The following is an 18269-nucleotide window of genomic DNA, read 5'->3' as shown; positions in this document are numbered from 1 at the left end:
GATGGTTTGGAAAGGAAGTGTTTTCAATGATTCAACGTTTTATTGAGCTTGGAGAGGGTTATGGAGATATATTTGAGCTTTGTGAACTTGCTCGAGTAAACAACAATCGAATACACCGGGCTTTTATCTTTTCTTCTAAAAAACAAGAGAAAGAATATTATTCAATCGCAATTGCCCTTAACCCAATAAATAAAGCTAATTTTTTTCCGATTTATATATGCCTCGAAGGAATACCTAAAATTACTCCAATTCCACAAAGGCTTTCTACCTTTCATGAAACTCTAAAAGAGTTAAAAATAGTGCCTGTTCAAATGGATATTAAACATTCAGCTAATTTTGTTGATAAGGGATTATTCTATCAGTATGTCATCGGAATACTACGCTTAAATCATTTCATACCACCGTTACAATAGAGTAAGCTATAAACCGATTTTATAATCGTATTCTTTCGCTTTATCCGGCTTACTATTTTCAAATTCAGTTTTTAAAAATGGACGATAAGATTCCAAAATTTCTTTTACAAAAGGAAGTTTATTCATTTTTTGCTTAGCAGTTTCAATCTGGTCCTGATCGCAATATAAGACAACATATTTTAGTCTTTTCGAAATATAATGGACATGCCCATATTTCCGTAAAGATTTCGCTTGTTTTAAATGATGCACATAGACAACTAATCCTTGTCTTTCTGTCATACGATTCCCCTCATTTCTTCCTATCAAGGATAACATATGCATGAAATTGATAGCAACAACAACTAGCTGACAGTTGGGATGCATTTCGATATAATAAAAACTACCTTTCGATTTAAAAGGAGGATTAAAAAGGAATGGGCAAAAAAACAAATGTTGCGATTGCCATTGCAGCAGCAGCTGGGGCTGCTTGGGCTAGTACAAAAGCACTTTCAAAACCTCTAAGCCGAACAGCAAAAGAAGCGCTTGAATATGAACAACCTATAATATTAGCGCATCGCGGAGGATCGGCACTTGCACCCGAATGTTCTCCCGCAGCATTTGAGAATGCGGCAAAACTCGGAGTGCATGGATTTGAAATAGATTTAAGACTAACAAAAGATGAGGAAATTATTGTTTTTCACGATGAATATATGAGTAGAGTCACAAATTTTTCTGGAAGAGTGGCGGATTACACATTAGACGAGCTTAAAAAGGCAGATTTGGGCTATCATTTTGTAGATTTAAACGGAGAATACTCCTACCGAGATTGCGGAGAGCATATAATGACATTAGGTGAACTTTTAGATAAGTATCCTCAAATGCTTATTAATATGGATATTAAAGATGCTCCCCCAACATATGAGGGCAGTTTAATGCCATCTAAGCTTTGGAGATTACTTGAAGAGAAAGAGGCATTTCAACGAGTGGTTGTAACTAGTTTTTATGATGATCAAATTGATCGTTTTAATTTATATGCTCAAAACACGGTTGCACTTGGAGCCGGTGAAAAAGAAGTACGAAAAGCATATACAGCATTTACGAGTCAGTTTAAACATTTATATCATCCAAAAGCGGATGTTTTTCAAATTCCTGTTAAGTCTAATATGTTTCCTTTAGACAGTGCAAATTTCATTAAGTTTTTAACTTCTTTGAATATTCCTGTCCATTATTGGACAATCGATGACCCAAATGTGATGAGAAAACTTATTAAAAACGGCGCAAAAGGTATAATAACCGATCGTCCTGATCTAGCTATCGAAGCACTCAAACTAGACTAATAAACTTTGAGAAAAAAATATGTCTATCTGTAAGAAAAACGGAAGCGTCCTTTAAGTGCATCTTATTTTCACCTTTTTCATAGTGCTTTGGACGAAATCTTGGCTACACTGTTAACGTTAGAGCAAAGGATCGTGAAGTGACTGTGTCACTTCACGATCCTTTTTTTCCGGTAATCTTGTAGCGAATGTTTGTCCGTCGCCCTCTCGGAATTTGTAGAGACATGATGCATTAGGGTTGGTTAATGAGAGATTAGATGCTTTCCTATTCTTTTAAAAGCGGACGAAGATACAATTTCGTCCGCTCAGCACTTCTTTATCAATAGATGCTAACTATTTTTCTCAAGAACCACTTACTATAATCATCTACCCACTGTTTCATGATTATTGTGAACGGTATTCTTGTGACGGATGTTTGTGCTGCGACCTCTTGAAACAGTTGCTGGTGTCTGGACAGCAAATTTAAAAAGTTATACTATAAAGGATGTGTGCTTGTTAGCACACATCCTTTATAGTTATTATTATGCAGAACAGGAGCAAGAACCACCTGTACCACAACCACTTCCGCAACTTGAACCGCTAGAAGCAAAAAATGGATTACTTACTGGTACTTTGACACCTTCTGAAACAGATTTACCGATTAACAAGCTCACTTCATCTAGTAAGTCTTGCAAATCGTTTTCAGCAACTTTCAGTGTTGCAATTTCATCTACCATATCCAGTTTTCTTTTAGTTACTCGAATATCTTTCATAACTATCGAATAATCTGGATGGTATTTTCCGAACCGTTGAACCTCTTCATATTGGTCTTTTAGTTTAGCGAAATGATTTATTTCACTAACTATGTTCGAATTTGTATATACAGCACGATGTGCATCTAAGTATCGATAAAATTGTTCAGAGGAGAGAATCATTTTACATAGTTTATCAGAGTGGTCCATTAAGTTGGCCCATTCGTTGGTCATAATCATTTGACAATCCTCCAATCCTTTTTATCATATCAAAAAGTAAAACTAATTGCTAAACTATTATCTTATTGTTAGGAGTAAAAAAATGAATGAATTACAATCATTGATAAATCAAGTAACTGAAAACGCTACAGAAGTTGAATTAAAATTACTCACAGAATTTTTAAAAGGCATACAAAATAAACAAAAAAAGGAAGCACCTACCTACTTAAATGCAATATTTCATATGAATACACATTTTGAGGAGAATAGATGTGTTGTAACTCTACCAGTAACCCCACTTTCCTTTAATAGCTTTGATATGCCTCACGGAGGGGTAATTGCTACCCTAACAGATAATGCAATGGGCTTCCTTGTAAATAAGGACTTAAGCGCAGAAGGTAGAGGTGCTGTAACTACAACTATGACGATTCATTATGTCAAAGCTTCTACAGAAAAAACGCTGATAGCAACTGCATCCTACTTACATAAAGGGCGTCAAACTTTAGTTATGGAATGTACAGTATCACAGTCGGATGGCAAAAAAATTGCTTATGCTACTGGATCATTTTTCGTTATAACACCACATAGCCCCTCGAAATAACTTCGGACAACTTCATGATCAGAAAAAGGGACCACTAGATCGTTAACAATCTGTTCTTGTTCATGTCCCTTTCCCGCTATTAATACTATATCCCCTTTTTTAGCATTGCTTAAAGCGATGATAATTGCTTGTTTTCGATCGGTTTCAGTAATTACTTTTTCTATATCCACTCCTTTTAGTATATCGGCAATAATGTCCTTCGGATGTTCATTCCTTGGATTGTCGTTCGTTATTATAGCTTTAGTTGCATATTTTGTAGCCACTTCCCCCATCCATTTCCTCTTTTGTTTATCTCGATTTCCACCACATCCAAAAACGACATATATATTCCGCTTGGCATAAGATGCCACTGCCGATAAACTTGCTTCTAGTGCATCAGGCGTATGAGCATAGTCAATAAGCACTTCAATTCCCACATTATTATGAATTCGTTCTAATCTCCCTATAGGAAGGTTTACGGTTTTCACTTCGTCCAATGGAAAACCTAACGCTCCCATCACAGCTATTGCCGCTGCTAAATTCAATCCATTATAATAACCACTATTATTCATCTCTACTTGAAGTTCTTTTTCTTTTATTAAATATTTGTATCGTACCTTTTCCGTTGAGTAATCTACTTTTTGATAAACAACGTCATTTGTAAAATTTTCTCCAAAGCGAATAATTGGCAAGCGAGTTTTATCAGCGATAGATTGGCACCATGCATCATCGTCATTAATAACAAGTTGCTTTGAAAGAGGGATAAGCATTTCTTTGGATTTTTTATAAGGAACCATTCCTCCGTGGAACTCAATATGATCTTTTCCTATATTAAGAAATACGCCTACATCTATTGGATAATTACCTAATCGTTGGTCTAATAGCCCTTGTGAAGAAGCCTCTAATACTATATATTCAACATTTTTTTCATAACAATACTTAACTACTTGCATGAAATCATAAAAAGGCAAAGTAGTATTATTCCGAAATAAGTTATTTAATTTTTCTCCGTTGACATATACACCTAGAGTTCCTATGACACAAACCGATTTATTTTGTTGCATTAATAACTGTCCTATAAATGATGCAACGGTAGTTTTTCCGTTTGTTCCTGTTATGCCTATCGTTTTTATCTGTTTTCCGTAGCGTTCATAAGAAACAGTTGACACCCGTTTTATAAAACCGTCCATATCTGCGGGTATTATTATTTGTGGAACGATACAATCAGGGATAAAGCATTTAGTTAAAACGGCAATTGCTCCTTTTTGAATCGCTTCTTCCATAAAAATTCGATTATTTGTTTGAGAGACAAATATATCCCCTTCTTCGATTTGTTTTGAATGATCAATCCATCTATTTATCTTTGTCTGTGACAAATCTCCCACAATCTCATATTGCACGCCATTTAGTAATTCTTTTAAAGAATTAATAATTCTTCACTCCCTACACCATTCTTGTATGTTCGCATAAAGTAAAATGAATTCCTTGTATCGTATGAACGGAGTGAATGAAATGTCACGAACAAAGTGGATGAAGGTATGATAATTCAAAAATATGGTGGTATTGCTATGCAAGATCATCAAAGTAGGAAATTGATCATTAAGCATATTCAAAGAGCAATAAAAAATCATGAACAAGTATTGGTAGTTGTATCTGCCATGGGAAGAAGAGGCCAGCATTACTCAACGGATACACTCTTAGATCTAATTCCAACAACTCTTAGTAGTATTGAGTCAGATTTACTTTCAGCATGTGGTGAATTAATTTCAGCATCTGTTTTATGTGCTGAATTAAAAAAAGGAGGAATTAGTACTACAGTTATTTATGGGAAGAACGCTGGAATCATCACAAATGAAGCATACGGAAACGCAAATATAATAGATGTGAATACGAATATATTGAATTCTACATTCAATGATTTTCCTTGCATTATAGTACCTGGATTTCAAGGTATATCTGAAAAAACAAACAATTTCACAACACTTGGTAGAGGTGGAAGTGATTTTACTGCTGTCTTCTATGGGCATCATTTAAAAGCTGAAGTTGTAGAGTTTTATAAAAATGTTCCTGGTGTAATGACATCAGATCCTTCTACAAACAAATCGGTGGAATTAATACCTGTTATGTCTTACGAAGAACTTCAAACTATAATAAGTGCACCTGTAGAAATCATACAAAAAAGAGCAGCTAAATTTGCTGCTCTGTATAAAGTCCCACTGCATATTCGTTCGTTATATGAAGAAGGAGATGGGACTTTCGTATTTCATTAATAATTATGGTCTATCCTCTTTGGAAATCGGTCTTTCGATAAGATTCTGTGTATAGTAATTTCCGTATACTCCTACTCCAGTGTGCGTATACCTTCTCCCTAATAGGGTATCTCTATGATTTTTTGAGTTTAACCATCCGTTTACCGCTTCTCCTGCATCAAAATAAAAAGCAGCTGTATTTCCACCAGCTCTTGCAAACTCTATATTTGATTCTTTTAATGTATCGCTTAACTTAGGAATTTCAGCTAAATCATTTACTACAACATTACTTTTAGCCATATCTTTACTTTGCATTCTAGCTATTTCTTGCAAGGGCATATCTGATTCTAAAACTCTAACGCCATGTCTCAGTCGATAGGCATTTGTAATTTCAAAAATTTGTCTCTCATTTGCACGATCTACGGCAATTTGAAAAGAAGAAGTGGGAGTCTGTGTTTCTATCATCGAGCCGTTATATAAAATATCATATGGTTTCTGTAATAAAAGAGTTTCAAAATCAGAAAATCTCACTGCCTCTAGCTGTTTGCCAACGACATCAATATAGAGGATAGCTAGTAAATTATCAAACTGCACTAAAATTCGGTCGTTAATATCATCATCATTTAACGAAAAGGTATATGTATTCGTTCCAATGGAAATTGTAATTTCTGATTGAACGAGCGTAAAGCGATAGATCTCTTCAATTGATTGACCAATTTTATAAGGTGTAACTTCCACAGAGTTACCAATAACAAAAACTTGTTTTACTTTGTCTTCAGAAACTCCTATAAGTTGATAACTTGAATAAGAATCATTATACACCCACCACTCATAACCAAATGAGGAGGGTTCAATTCGAGCTGGTTTTCCTAATAACTTGATTACCTTGGAAGATGGTTGCCCTACTAACACAGAAATGCCAGTTTTAGGTCTAGAAAAAATACTGTTAGTTTCGACAATTTCTTTCGTTTCTTGCGGAATTATTTGTCCAGTGTTATTCGAGCCGGTAAGCAACTCATTTTCTTGAATAGGATTATCAAAATATATAAACACTGCTAGTACAATAGCAATAGCGATTAAGAAACGAAATAGATTTTTCATCTTATTTATCTCCTTAGGTTTTAATCCATTTTCACTAGTATATCAAGCTTGTATACAAAGACACAATGTTGTCATTGCAACATTTTCAAATTTGAATTAATATTAATGAGAACGTATTCTATGGTAATTTGAACGTGAAGGAGGACAATTAAATGGATTTCGAAAACACAGGTATCGAAAACACTGTCATTGATCTAAACATATTAGATGATGTAATGAAACAGCACGGTCTAATTCGTGCAGGACAATGGGATTATGAGCGCGTTACTTATGACAAAAAATTTGAAATAAAAGAAGGTATTTTTTATCTTCGAGTATTTGGTTATACAAAAGATGGAGATGTAGGAGCTCATGATGCAATCATCACATTATTGAAGCCTGCTCTTGGTAAACATTACTATCCACACGGCATTGAATATGGTGAAAATGAGGTTTTCCCAAATCATTTACTTAAGTCTTGTGAGAAGACATTAACTGCACTTAGTGCGGATTTAAAACCTTTTGAACTGAACGCCTAATAAAATGACGCTAGAGAAAATATTCTCTGGCGTTTTTTCATGTTCAAAAGTATAAATTTTGACTATACTTAATATAACAATCATAAGAAGGTGGTACTGCTCTTGTTAAACAAAATTTTTTTAAAGAAATATCTTAAATACTTTTTTCTGCTTCTCATCCTTTTATTGATTGCAATTTTTATCTTGCCTGTGTCAGTTCCTATTGTATTAGCACTCCTTACAGCTATAATAATTGAACCAATAGTTAAATTTACACAAAAAACATTTAAGTGGAATAGAAAACTTGCCGTAATCACAAATTTTTCTTTCTTTTTGTTAATTATTTCAGCAGGACTTTATTTTGGCATTACAAAACTTATCACACAATTAATATACACAACAAAAATTATTCCTAATTATTTAAATAATTTAACAGGAATGTGGATAGATATTCAAAATAACTTATTTAAATATACAGAAGGATTACCTGCAGAAGTAGTATTATCCATACAGAATAAGTTGGAAGATACTCTAGTAAGTTTAAAAGATTCTCTACTTGATTTATTGAGCTACTCAAATATTACGTCCTTACTAACAAATATACCAAACTTTTTAGTTAGTTTCATCGTATTCATCGTAGCATTATTTTTATTTATGCTTGATTTGGAACAGTTACGAATAAAGCTTTTTCAATATTTTTCAGAAAGCACTGCAGAAAAGGTACGATTCATGGCAAAAGGCATAAAAAAAGTGGTCATTGGCTTTTTAAAAGCACAAGTATTGGCAAGTTTTTTCATTTTAGCTGCTACCCTAATAGGATTACTGTTAATCGCTCCAAAATATGCAATAGTTATGTCGATTATTATTTGGATTATTGATATTATCCCAATTCTAGGGTCTATTATTATTCTAGCACCTTGGGCTCTCTATCATTTCCTTACTGGGGACGTTGTTTTAGGAACGAAGCTTACTATTCTTGCAGTTATTCTAATTATTATTAGAAGAACAGTGGAACCTAAGTTAATGGGCTCGCAAATGGGCATATCTCCATTAGCAGTCCTAATTGCAATGTTTGTAGGTGCTAAATTATTTGGAATCCTTGGATTTATTATAGGACCAATAATTGTTATATTATTTATAACTGCAAAAGAATCAGGGATGATAAAACTTAACTTTAAAGTATGAGAAAAACGCAAGCGGCCTTTAAGTCCATCTTGTCTTAACTAATTCCAGAGTGCTTTGGACGAAACATTGGCTGCACTATTAAAGAAGCTTTTATGGAGGATCTGGAAGTGACTGCGTCACTTCCAGATCCTCTTTTTTCGGTAATCTTGTGGCGGATGTTTGTCCGTTGCCCTCTTGAAATGTGTAGAGACAAGGTACATAAGGTTAGAATAATGAGAGAATAAATCTTTCCTATTCTTTTAAAAGCGGACGAAGATGCAATTTCGTCCGCTCAGCGCTTCTATATAAATAGATGCTATCTATTTTTTCAGGTTCCACTTGCCCTATAGATAAACGATGGAAAGTACTAATTCATTATTCCTACGAAGCAGATTGTCTTTCTTATTTGCACTGTTGATTGGAGCGGAAGGCGACGACTCCTAGGGGAATAGCAAGCAAATCAAGACCCTGCACTGAGCGCAGCGAGGGAAGCGGCTTGATGCTTGCCCCCTGGAAAGCGTCCGCCTGAAGCGGAAATCAACCTGTCATAGCAATAAAAATTTATATACTTTATTATTCTATAAAAAGAAAAAAACAGTAGCCTGCATATTTAAGCTGGCTACTGTTTTATTTTTAATAGTTGATTTATCCACCAATTATCGCTTTTATGACAGAAGTTGTATCTCCACCATGATAAAATACATACAACAATAAATAGACAGCTACGCCTGTTATTGCTACAAAGAACCAAATGATACTTGTAATTGGTCCAATTTTACGGTGCTTGGCAATATTATTCTTTAACCCTAAATAAATCGTTACAATTCCAAACACTGCACCTGTAGTGGCTAATGTAATGTGAAAAATTAAAAATATGGTGTAATAGATTTTGATGTCATCCGGTCCACCAAATGCAGTATTACCAATAAATATTGTTCGTGAAACATAGATGATAAAAAAAGCTAAAGCTGATATAGCTGCAGCAAACATCGTCTTCTTATGTGCTTCAATTTTTCTTTGTTTGATTAATACCCAACCAATTGCTATCAAGATAGCACTTAATACGATAAATGAGGTACTAATTGTAGGTAATAGAGGTAAATTCATCATCATTCTCCTTGAATACGGCTGTTTATTTTAACTGATAAGAAAGTATTGAGTATTCTACAAAGTATATGTCCAGATGCTTGGCCTTGGTTTTTATTGAACTAGGCTCTAGCTCTACTTGAATTATGTAGATCATCCAATGCTTTTTGAGTAATATCATCTGCATTTTCTTGCTCATTTCGATACCACTGAAAGAAAATAGAAAATAAAACAAATCCATAAATTATTTCTTGAATAATTTTCATAATAACTCCGCCAAGTTGTTGGTCCTCAAATGGAGGCATATTCGAAAATAGTTCAGGACCTGATAATGAAAGACCAGCTAATGTATTACTTGGTACACATAGTGCCATAGCTTTCAACCAAGCATCTGGGTTTGTATAAGTAGCGTACATTGGTACGTCTGAGAAAATAATAAGCGCACACGCTGGAGTGATTAATACAGCACTGGCTATAATATAACCAATTTTTTTTAATCCGTGTAGCTTATTTTCAACTCCATTTATATCAACAATGGACCACCACATACAGATTGCAGAAATAAACAGGATGAACGTATAAGTTCCATGTAACCCTTCATTTAATTTAATAAAATCAAAAACTAATGGAATATGGTAAATAGAAAACAGACCCGAAAATAAAATTAATGCAAACATAGGTCTTGTGAAAAAAGGAAATAATTTCCGAACAACTGGCAACTCTCTTACAGCTTTCCAAACCCACCATGGAATTCCCTTCATCAATAAAGGGGGAATCAACATTAGCAATATTGCCATTTGTGTCATATGAAATGAAAACATAATATGACTCATTAAATCTATAGGAGAGCCCTTAATAATATACAACAGGACTAAACTCGTTAGAAAATAAACAACTTCTTTTCGTTTCAACGGTTCTGAAACATGAAAGTCTTTTCTCCACTTAACTGTAATAAAGAAATATAATAATGTAATCAATACTAAAACGCCAATCATGATGGGACTCCACAATGCTTGAAAACCGAATATACTTAAAGGCATTAGGTACCTCGCTCCTTCCTACTACATTACTTTCCTTATTATAATGCTCTACAGCTATAACTTCAATGAACGAACTATGACAAATAAGAAAAACGCAAGCGTCCTTTAAGTGCACCTAGTCTTTACTATTTCTCGAGTGCTTTGGACAAAACATTGGCTACACTATTACCGATGGAATTTTTGTGGATTGAGAAGTGACTGCGTCACTTCTCAATCCACTTTTTTCGGTAATCTTGTGGCGGATGTTTGTCCGTCGCCCTCTTGAATTATGCAGACACAAGCTACATTAGGTTTGGATAATGAGAGAATAATTCCCTTCCTATTCTTTTAAAAGCGGACGAAGATACAATTTCGTCCGCTTTGCGCTTCTTTATTAATGAATGCTCTCTATTTTTCTCTAGTACCGCCTACTCTAATCATACACCCACTGATTCATATATACTGTGTACGGTAAAAGTAAAAACAATCAAGATCAAGCCCTTGAAAATATACTATGAAGCCTTACTATTACTGGTTTCTTAGCGATAACTGGACAAAATCTTCTTGTTAGGTACTACTCACTTAATGGATTGTAGTGAAAGGTGGCGACTCCAGACGGAGGCCAACAGGATGTTGGTCACGAAGGCGTTGCCACACGATGTGGCGCTCTTAGCCTTCGTTCCACGGAGACAGATGAGATATCGCAAACGACGCGAATGCGGCGCCCCCGCGGAACGCGTCCACCTGAAACGAAAATCCGCGGTATTATATAATTCTTTAAAGTACAATGAACACTGGTTTCGCAGTACGATAATCCATATACTTTCTTATCTTTTAAGAAAAACGGAAGATGCAGCATTGAATTCTGTAATGATACTATACGGTAAAGTTATTCTTCCATCTTTGAGAAAGCGTAAGCGTCCTATAAGGGTATGTGAAAATAGTCTTTACAGTTTCCCGAGTGCTTTGGATTAAACATCAGAGACACTATATGCCAGTTACCACAAAAAAAACGAGACTAAGAATAATCTTAGTCCCGCTTTATAATTTTATTTACCACCAAACAATTGTTAAAAACGTAAGGATAAAAGTAAATGCAAAAGTTGCACCTAGATATAAGAAGAAAGCAGTAATACCATGATTTTTTTCACTCATATGCATGAAGTAGTAAAGTTGTAATACCACTTGAATAGCAGCAAATAGTAATATTACTGGCACAACAAAATACTTTGAAAAGCCAGCAGCAACCGAACTAAAAGCAACTAATGTTAGAAAAATCATTATCGCAAATGTAGTTACTTGACCACGCATTTCTTCTCTTCTTTTACGACGAGTATATTCATACTCTGTTTGTGTTTTCACATAAACGTGAGCGTCGTGTGACATATTAACCAACAACTCCCATCAAGTATACTACTGTAAAGATGAATACCCACACAACATCGATAAAGTGCCAGTATAAAGAAGCAGTATAGTATTTTGGTGCATTATATAAGCTAAATCCGCGTTTTGCATTACGTAAAAGCAGTAAAATAATCCATCCTAGACCAATTACTACGTGAAGACCATGCGTTCCAACTAATGTAAAGAAAGCAGATGAAAATGCACTTTGACCATAATTAAAACCTAAGTGAACATAATGATTAAACTCATAAATCTCTAATGCTAAGAATCCAAGTCCAAGGAATACCGTGATTGCCATCCAAGTTTGCATACCTTTAAAGTTATGGTTTTTCATATGATACATTGCATAAACACTTGTTAAAGATGAAGTTAAAAGCAACATAGTCATAACAAAAGCTAGTGGCAACTCATAAAGTGAATGAGTTGAAAACTCCATTCCACTTGGTCCCTTGTCTTTTAGAGCTAAATAAGTAGCAAATAAACTAGCGAATAATACAGTTTCTCCACCTAGAAATAACCAGAAACCTAAGAATTTGTTTTTACCTTCTAAAGTTACTTGCTCTGGATGATCTGGCCAAGATTGTGGGGTGTACTTCGTATTAAAGTCCATTATTATTTACCCCCTTTTTCATTCATTAATTCTTCTTTGTGAATATGATAACCATGATCATCTTTAAGTGAACGAACTGCCATTGAAAGTAATGTAATACCTAAACCAAGTATGATAACTAATATACCCCATGAATGATCAGCATGATATAGAGCACCAAATGCAGCTACAAATAATCCAAATGACATCACAAAAGGAATAAATGAGTTGTTAGGCATATGTATATCAGAAATTGGTTCTGCATATGTCATACCTTCTTTATTACCTTCTTGTTTCTCAATCCAAAAAGTATCAAGTCCTCGAACAAGTGGTGTTTGTTTAAAGTTATAATAAGGCACTGGTTGTGGAATAGCCCATTCTAACGTACGGCCATCTTCCCAAGGATCATTACCTACTTTTTCATTTTTAACAATCGTGATAATAATGTTAATAACTAAAATGATAACCCCTATTGCCATTAATCCTGCACCTAAAGAACTGATTAAGTTGAATAAATCCCAACCTTGCCCTTCGCGGAACGTAAATACGCGACGTGGCATACCCATTAATCCTAAGAAATGTTGAATAAAGAAAGTACAATGGAATCCAAGGAAGAAGAACCAGAATGTCCATTTCCCTAATTTTTCACTTAACATTTGATTGAACATTAAAGGCCAATATAAGTGTAAAGCTGCTAAAATAGCAAGCACTACTCCCCCTACGATTACGTAGTGGAAATGGGCAACGATAAAGTATGAATCGTGCAATTGATAATCTAGTGGAGCGGCAGCTTGCATGATACCAGTTACCCCACCTGCTACGAATGAAGGAATAAATCCTAAAGCATACAGCATTGGAACCGTAACTTTAATACTACCTCCCCAAATTGTAAGCAACCAGTTAAAAATCTTCATACCAGTAGGAACAGCGATTGCCATTGTAGCAACAGCGAAAATAGCATTAGCTGTTGGTCCTAAACCAACTGTAAACATATGGTGAGCCCAAACCATGAATCCTAAGAAACCGATTAATACAGTTGCAAAAACCATGGATGAATAACCAAATAGTCGTTTACGTGAGAATATAGAGAATATCTCAGAGAATATACCAAAAGCCGGTAATATTAAGATATATACCTCAGGATGCCCGAAAATCCAGAATAAATGCTCCCAGATTATTGTATTACCTCCCATTGTATGATCAAAGAAGTTTGCACCGAACATACGGTCAAAGATTAAGAAAAATAAACCAACAGTAAGTGGTGGGAAAGCAAATAGGATTAACGCACTTGCAACAAATGTAGTCCAAGTCATTAATGGCATACGCATGTATGTCATACCCGGAGCACGCATATTTATAATTGTTACTAGGAAGTTAATACCTCCAATATAAGTTCCGGCACCGGCTATTTGAAGCCCAAGTGCGTAAAAGTCAATACCATGTCCTGGTGAAGCTAATGATAATGATGCATAAGACGTCCATCCTGCATCAGGTGCACCACCTAAGAACCATGATAAGTTAAGGAAAATACCTCCGAAAAGGAATAACCAAAAACCAAGAGCGTTCAGAAATGGGAATGCTACGTCACGTGCACCAATCTGCAACGGCATAACTGCATTCATAAATCCAAATAATATCGGCATGGCCGCTAGGAAAATCATCGTTGTTCCATGCATTGTAATAATTTCGTTAAATAAGCCCGCACTAACAAAATCATTATCCGGTTTTGCTAATTGTATACGAATTAGCATTGCCTCGATACCACCGATTACGAAAAACAAACCACCGGCAGCGAGGTAAAGGATAGCGATTTTTTTATGGTCGACTGTCGTTAAGTAGTCCCATACAGAAGCGCCAAAGCCTTTTTTCTTTGCGATTGAACTCACAACTTTAACCTCCTTTAATTTTATCTATTGTGTTACTTTTCAACAGATAATCCCATCAAATATTCAGCAAGAGCATCTAATTGCTCATCAGTAAATTTTTTGCCATTGTTTAAATCTTCAGGTTGTGGCATTTTGTTACCTGGTTTATAACTTTGTGGATCATTAATCCATAATTTAATGTTTTCTTTCGTATGATCCATGAATCCAGCAACACGATTACGGTCTCCAAAAGTACCTAGGTTTGGACCCATGCTTCCGCCTGTACCTGCAACAGAAGTTGCGTGACATCCGATACAACCTGCACCGGTGAATAGTGCTTCGCCTTGCTTAGCACTGTCTCCTACTGCAACATGTTCCGTAGATTTCGCTTTTGCTACCCATGCATCAAAATCTTTTCGATTCATTGTTTTTACTTTGAAGTCCATTAAAGCATGAGAAGGACCACAAAGTTCCGCACATTTACCATAGAATACGCCTTGCTCTAAGCCAGCCGATTCTTTGTCAAACTCTAAATAGAATTGATTGACATTATCTACGTTTGTATCCATCTTACCGCCAGCTGTTGGAATCCAAAATGAGTGTTTTACATCAGCTGCTTTCAAATTGAAATATACTTTTTCGTTTGTAGGAACAACTAGTTCCTGTGCAGTTACTACACCTAAATCCGGGTACTCAAACTCCCACCAATAAAGTTTAGCAGTAACATTTACTGTCAAAGCAGTTTTATTACCTTCTGCATTTACTTCTGCCATACCAGCTACATCCGCATGTTTATAAGTATAAAATACTGTCGGAACTGCAAGAATTAATAGAAGAATAATTGGAATAACTGTCCAAATAATTTCTAATGTATGACTTCCTTCAACTTGCTCAGGGATAACATCTTCCCCTACTTTTGAACGACGGAACTTCACGATAGCAACTACATAGATAATTCCTACTACAATAATAACTAAAGCCATAATAGCAGAAGAAAGTAGTAGTAAATTAAATTGATCTCTTCCAACTTGTCCAGCAGGTGTAAGCGTCGATAGGTATTCTTCGCCACAACCCGATAGGAAAATCGTTAGAGCTGCTAACACTGAAAAAAGTCGCCATTTTTTAAGCCCTTTCATCATAGCTAAATCAAACCCCTCTTTCATTGTTGTATTCATGTGCTGTTGGACTGCGGTTCATTTTATATGAATTCTTGTTGACTAAGAAAGAATTCCAATAGGTCAAAATCAATGTAATGTAATCTTCCCTTTTTTAGAAAAGGTAGACTACTTCTGATTCAAGTTAAATAAAAATAGAAAAGATAATCATTGATACGAACAGGATGGTCATATAGTTTAATGAATAAACAAACATACCAGTTGCCCATTTCAAATCATCTTTTATCCGGAAACCTTTAATTGCAAGTATAAGCCAACCAATATTTAATAACGTAGCTAATACTAGAAAGGAAATTCCAAGATCCTTAAGCAAAAATGGTAAAGGGAACAAAAAGATTACCCATAGAAGCATCGAACGCTTTGTACGTGCAAATCCTTTCACAACTGGAAGCATTGGTATACCTGCTGCTCTATATTCTTCTGTTCGTTTCATTGCAAGAGCATAAAAATGCGGTGGTTGCCACACAAACATAATTAAGAATAATGCAAGAGCTCCATAGCTTAAGCCTGGTTCTACAGCAGCCCATCCGATTAAAGGTGGTATTGCTCCTGATATACTTCCTACTATTGTGTTACTAACATGCTTTCTTTTTGACCACATCGAATAAAGAACCACATAACTAATGATACCCGCCAGTCCCCAAATTCCAGCAGATGTTGAAGCCAGGAATAATAAAATTTCACCTACAACTAATAAAGTAAGAGAAGTTGTCAGTACGGCAATCGGTTTAAACCTTCCAGTAACAGTGGGTCTAGCTCTTTTACTTTTCATAATAGGGTCAATATCACGATCTATATAATTATTCATCGCACCAGATCCGGCGATTATGAAAGCCGCACCAAAAAGCGTATAAAACATTAGATCTAGTTCCTGAAGAAAATTACGGTTAGTCAATTGAAAAGCTAACCAAATACCAGTAAACGTTGTTATTAAATTCGAATTGACAATCCCAATCTTAATAAGTGCTAGAAAGTCTTTTATGAAAGAAGTTGTTTCTGGAACTTTGTCAGTCTCGGTAGTAGCGGTAATTGATTGACTATTTGACATACTGCCTCTCCTTTCAAAGTTGTAAGCATATTCCGCTACCTTTTACTATATCGAAAAACCTTATTAATTTCCATAGTGAATAAGTTTTTTTGATAATAAGTTAAATGTTTACCTTACAAAAGAGTAACAATATTAATAGTAAATCATTTCCTCTACTGTTTTGTGAAGGTTCAAGCACGAATTTATGAACAATTTGTGAAATGGTACTATCAACTTTTAGTGTTCAATGTATAAACATTGTTTTTTCTTCCATATTTCGATATTATCAAAAAGCAGATACCGTCATTTAAGACGATCAACATACATAAAGTAGGTGGCACATTGCACATTCATAAAATTTTAAAATGGTTAGCTGTAGCTTCTACTGTTGGAATGCTTCTCATTCTTTTAGGAGGAGCGCTTGTTACGAAAACCGACAGCGGGATGGGTTGTGGAAGACATTGGCCTGGCTGTAATGGGCAACTTATACCAGATAAGATAACAACTGAAGTACTAATTGAATTTTCACATCGGGTAGTTACGGGTGCTGTTGGAATACTAATTGTAGCTTTAGCCATTTGGGCATGGCGTGCACTTGGACATGTTCGTGAAACAAAGTTTTTATCAATTATGGCTGTTTTTTTCTTAGTACTACAAGCTTTAATCGGTGCAGCACAAGTAAAATGGGGACAAGGCGATTTTATACTCGCTTTGCATTTTGGAATTTCTCTCATTTCTTTTGCAGCCGTCTTATTACTCACACTACTCATTTTCGAAGTAGATAGAAAATTTGACACGGATAAAATTAGAATAGGTAAAACATTAAAGTTTCATACAATTGGAGTTACACTTTATTCCTACATAGTAGTATATTCGGGTGCTCTTGTTCGTCATACAAAGTCTAGCCTGGTTTGTAAAGACTGGCCCCTATGTAGAAATGACGAATTTTCATTGCCTACAAACTTATATGAGTGGGTACAAATGGGACATCGAGCCGCTGCTGGATTGATTATTATATGGATAATCATTATTGCCATTCATGCATTTAGAAACTATAAAGAACAGCGAGCAATTTATTGGGGTTGGATTACCGCTTTAATTCTTGTTCTCTGCCAAGCTTGCACTGGTATGTTAATAGTATTTACTAAACTAAATTTATATATCGCGTTGTTACATTCTTTATTTGTTTCGTTACTATTTGGTTTGTTATGTTATATGGTTCTGTTATTATCCCGAAGTCGATTGAAGATATAAGTTAAACCTAAGCTCGCTTTAAGAGCTTCTTGTCTTCACTATTCCCTGAGTGCTTTGGACTAAACATTGGATACAATATTACCTAGAGAAATTTTTATGGATGTAGAAGTGACTGAGTCACTTCTACATCCATTTTTCGGTAATCTTGTGGACGGTGCTTATCCGTTGCCCTCTTGGAATGTGTGGAGACAGGTTGCCAAAGGTTTGGAAAATTAGAGATAAGATGCTGTAGTATTCTTTTAAAAGCCGACGAAGAGTCAATTTCGTCCGCTCAGCTCTTCTTTATCAATGGATGCTGACCACTTTTTCTCTTGTACCACAGGAACGATGATCAAATGCTCAATTAAAAAGTAAAAAACTGGCATAGAGCAACCAATTTCAAGGTGAAAGCAATCAATTCTATACGGAGACCAACCAATTCCACGGCGAAAGCAACTAATTTTATCGTGAGAGCAACCAATTCTCCATGCAAAGAGTTAACTTTAAGTGTGATGGAACAAATCAGCGTTCCCTGGACTAAAGCGTAGCGAAGGAAGCGACTTGATGCTTGCGGCGGAAATCAACCTGTTCTTGACATAAAAGT

Annotated in this window: 18 protein-coding genes; 7 read left to right on the top strand and 11 right to left on the bottom strand. The window is 35.3% G+C overall.

All coding sequences use genetic code 11. The features are described from left to right. Positions 1–26 precede the first annotated feature (26 nt). Positions 27–413 carry a methylthioribose kinase gene (locus tag ACEPXG_RS05735; protein ID WP_391208358.1) on the top strand — a complete coding sequence of 129 codons (387 nt, stop codon included), beginning with the start codon at positions 27–29 and terminating at the stop codon, positions 411–413. Between the two features lie 6 nt (positions 414–419). On the opposite strand, the gene ACEPXG_RS05730 is transcribed toward ACEPXG_RS05735, so the two are convergent. Next, a complete protein-coding gene (locus tag ACEPXG_RS05730; protein WP_391208357.1) occupies positions 420–692 on the bottom strand; it encodes a YlbG family protein in 273 nt (90 codons plus the stop codon). A 134-nt stretch (positions 693–826) separates the two neighbouring features. Here ACEPXG_RS05730 and ACEPXG_RS05725 point away from each other — a divergent pair, with 134 nt between their 5' ends. Beyond that, positions 827–1729: a glycerophosphodiester phosphodiesterase gene (locus ACEPXG_RS05725; RefSeq protein ID WP_391208355.1), complete on the top strand. Its 903-nt coding sequence runs from the start codon at positions 827–829 to the stop codon at positions 1727–1729. A 518-nt stretch (positions 1730–2247) separates the two neighbouring features. Here ACEPXG_RS05725 and ACEPXG_RS05720 read toward each other — a convergent pair. After that, the gene (locus ACEPXG_RS05720; RefSeq protein WP_391208353.1) at positions 2248–2697 is read right to left on the bottom strand and encodes a YlbF family regulator; all 450 of its coding nucleotides are present in this window, start codon (positions 2695–2697) and stop codon (positions 2248–2250) included. A gap of 82 nt (positions 2698–2779) precedes the next feature. Between ACEPXG_RS05720 and ACEPXG_RS05715 the strand changes: the two genes are divergently transcribed. Next, positions 2780–3277: a PaaI family thioesterase gene (locus ACEPXG_RS05715; protein ID WP_391208351.1), complete on the top strand. Its 498-nt coding sequence runs from the start codon at positions 2780–2782 to the stop codon at positions 3275–3277. On the opposite strand, the gene ACEPXG_RS05710 is transcribed toward ACEPXG_RS05715, so the two are convergent. Next, a complete protein-coding gene (locus ACEPXG_RS05710) occupies positions 3226–4632 on the bottom strand; it encodes a UDP-N-acetylmuramoyl-L-alanyl-D-glutamate--2,6-diaminopimelate ligase (protein WP_391208349.1) in 1407 nt (468 codons plus the stop codon). The two genes, ACEPXG_RS05715 and ACEPXG_RS05710, sit on opposite strands and share 52 nt — an antisense overlap. A 162-nt stretch (positions 4633–4794) precedes the next feature. Between ACEPXG_RS05710 and ACEPXG_RS05705 the strand changes: the two genes are divergently transcribed. Continuing rightward, positions 4795–5526, top strand: coding sequence for an aspartate kinase (locus ACEPXG_RS05705; protein WP_391208347.1), 732 nt, complete (start codon positions 4795–4797; stop codon positions 5524–5526). Between the two features lie 3 nt (positions 5527–5529). On the opposite strand, the gene ACEPXG_RS05700 is transcribed toward ACEPXG_RS05705, so the two are convergent. Beyond that, positions 5530–6606 carry a CAP domain-containing protein gene (locus ACEPXG_RS05700; protein ID WP_391208345.1) on the bottom strand — a complete coding sequence of 359 codons (1077 nt, stop codon included), beginning with the start codon at positions 6604–6606 and terminating at the stop codon, positions 5530–5532. Positions 6607–6758: 152 nt separating this feature from the next. Between ACEPXG_RS05700 and ACEPXG_RS05695 the strand changes: the two genes are divergently transcribed. After that, positions 6759–7124: a YugN family protein gene (locus ACEPXG_RS05695; protein ID WP_391208343.1), complete on the top strand. Its 366-nt coding sequence runs from the start codon at positions 6759–6761 to the stop codon at positions 7122–7124. A 102-nt stretch (positions 7125–7226) separates the two neighbouring features. Next, complete coding sequence (ytvI, locus tag ACEPXG_RS05690; RefSeq protein WP_391208341.1) at positions 7227–8288, top strand: sporulation integral membrane protein YtvI; 1062 nt, start codon at positions 7227–7229, stop codon at positions 8286–8288. 624 nt (positions 8289–8912) lie between these two features. On the opposite strand, the gene ACEPXG_RS05685 is transcribed toward ytvI, so the two are convergent. The 7 genes from ACEPXG_RS05685 to cyoE form a co-directional block, all read right to left on the bottom strand. Beyond that, positions 8913–9374 (bottom strand): DUF420 domain-containing protein, encoded by a 462-nt coding sequence (locus ACEPXG_RS05685; RefSeq protein WP_391209790.1) that lies wholly within the window; start codon positions 9372–9374, stop codon positions 8913–8915. A gap of 101 nt (positions 9375–9475) precedes the next feature. After that, positions 9476–10393, bottom strand: a complete 918-nt coding sequence (ctaG, locus tag ACEPXG_RS05680) for a cytochrome c oxidase assembly factor CtaG (RefSeq protein ID WP_391208339.1) — start codon at positions 10391–10393, stop codon at positions 9476–9478. Positions 10394–11425: 1032 nt separating this feature from the next. Then, a complete protein-coding gene (ctaF, locus tag ACEPXG_RS05675; protein ID WP_391208337.1) occupies positions 11426–11758 on the bottom strand; it encodes a cytochrome c oxidase subunit IVB in 333 nt (110 codons plus the stop codon). A gap of 1 nt (position 11759) precedes the next feature. Beyond that, on the bottom strand, positions 11760–12386 hold the full coding sequence (locus ACEPXG_RS05670) for a cytochrome c oxidase subunit 3 (RefSeq protein ID WP_391208335.1): 627 nt from the start codon (positions 12384–12386) through the stop codon (positions 11760–11762). A gap of 2 nt (positions 12387–12388) precedes the next feature. Further along, positions 12389–14251, bottom strand: coding sequence for a cytochrome c oxidase subunit I (locus ACEPXG_RS05665; protein ID WP_391208332.1), 1863 nt, complete (start codon positions 14249–14251; stop codon positions 12389–12391). A gap of 32 nt (positions 14252–14283) precedes the next feature. Further along, entirely contained in the window at positions 14284–15369 is a 1086-nt protein-coding gene (gene coxB, locus ACEPXG_RS05660) for a cytochrome c oxidase subunit II (RefSeq protein ID WP_391209788.1), read from the bottom strand. A gap of 160 nt (positions 15370–15529) precedes the next feature. Beyond that, positions 15530–16453 (bottom strand): heme o synthase, encoded by a 924-nt coding sequence (cyoE, locus tag ACEPXG_RS05655; protein WP_391208330.1) that lies wholly within the window; start codon positions 16451–16453, stop codon positions 15530–15532. 321 nt (positions 16454–16774) lie between these two features. Between cyoE and ACEPXG_RS05650 the strand changes: the two genes are divergently transcribed. Further along, complete coding sequence (locus tag ACEPXG_RS05650; RefSeq protein ID WP_151699286.1) at positions 16775–17686, top strand: COX15/CtaA family protein; 912 nt, start codon at positions 16775–16777, stop codon at positions 17684–17686. Positions 17687–18269 lie beyond the last annotated feature (583 nt).

The sequence above is a fragment of the Psychrobacillus sp. L4 genome (assembly GCF_042944905.1).
Lineage (GTDB): Bacteria > Bacillota > Bacilli > Bacillales_A > Planococcaceae > Psychrobacillus.
The sequence above is the reverse complement of the archived record's forward strand: the minus strand, read 5'-3'. Positions and strand labels throughout refer to the sequence as shown.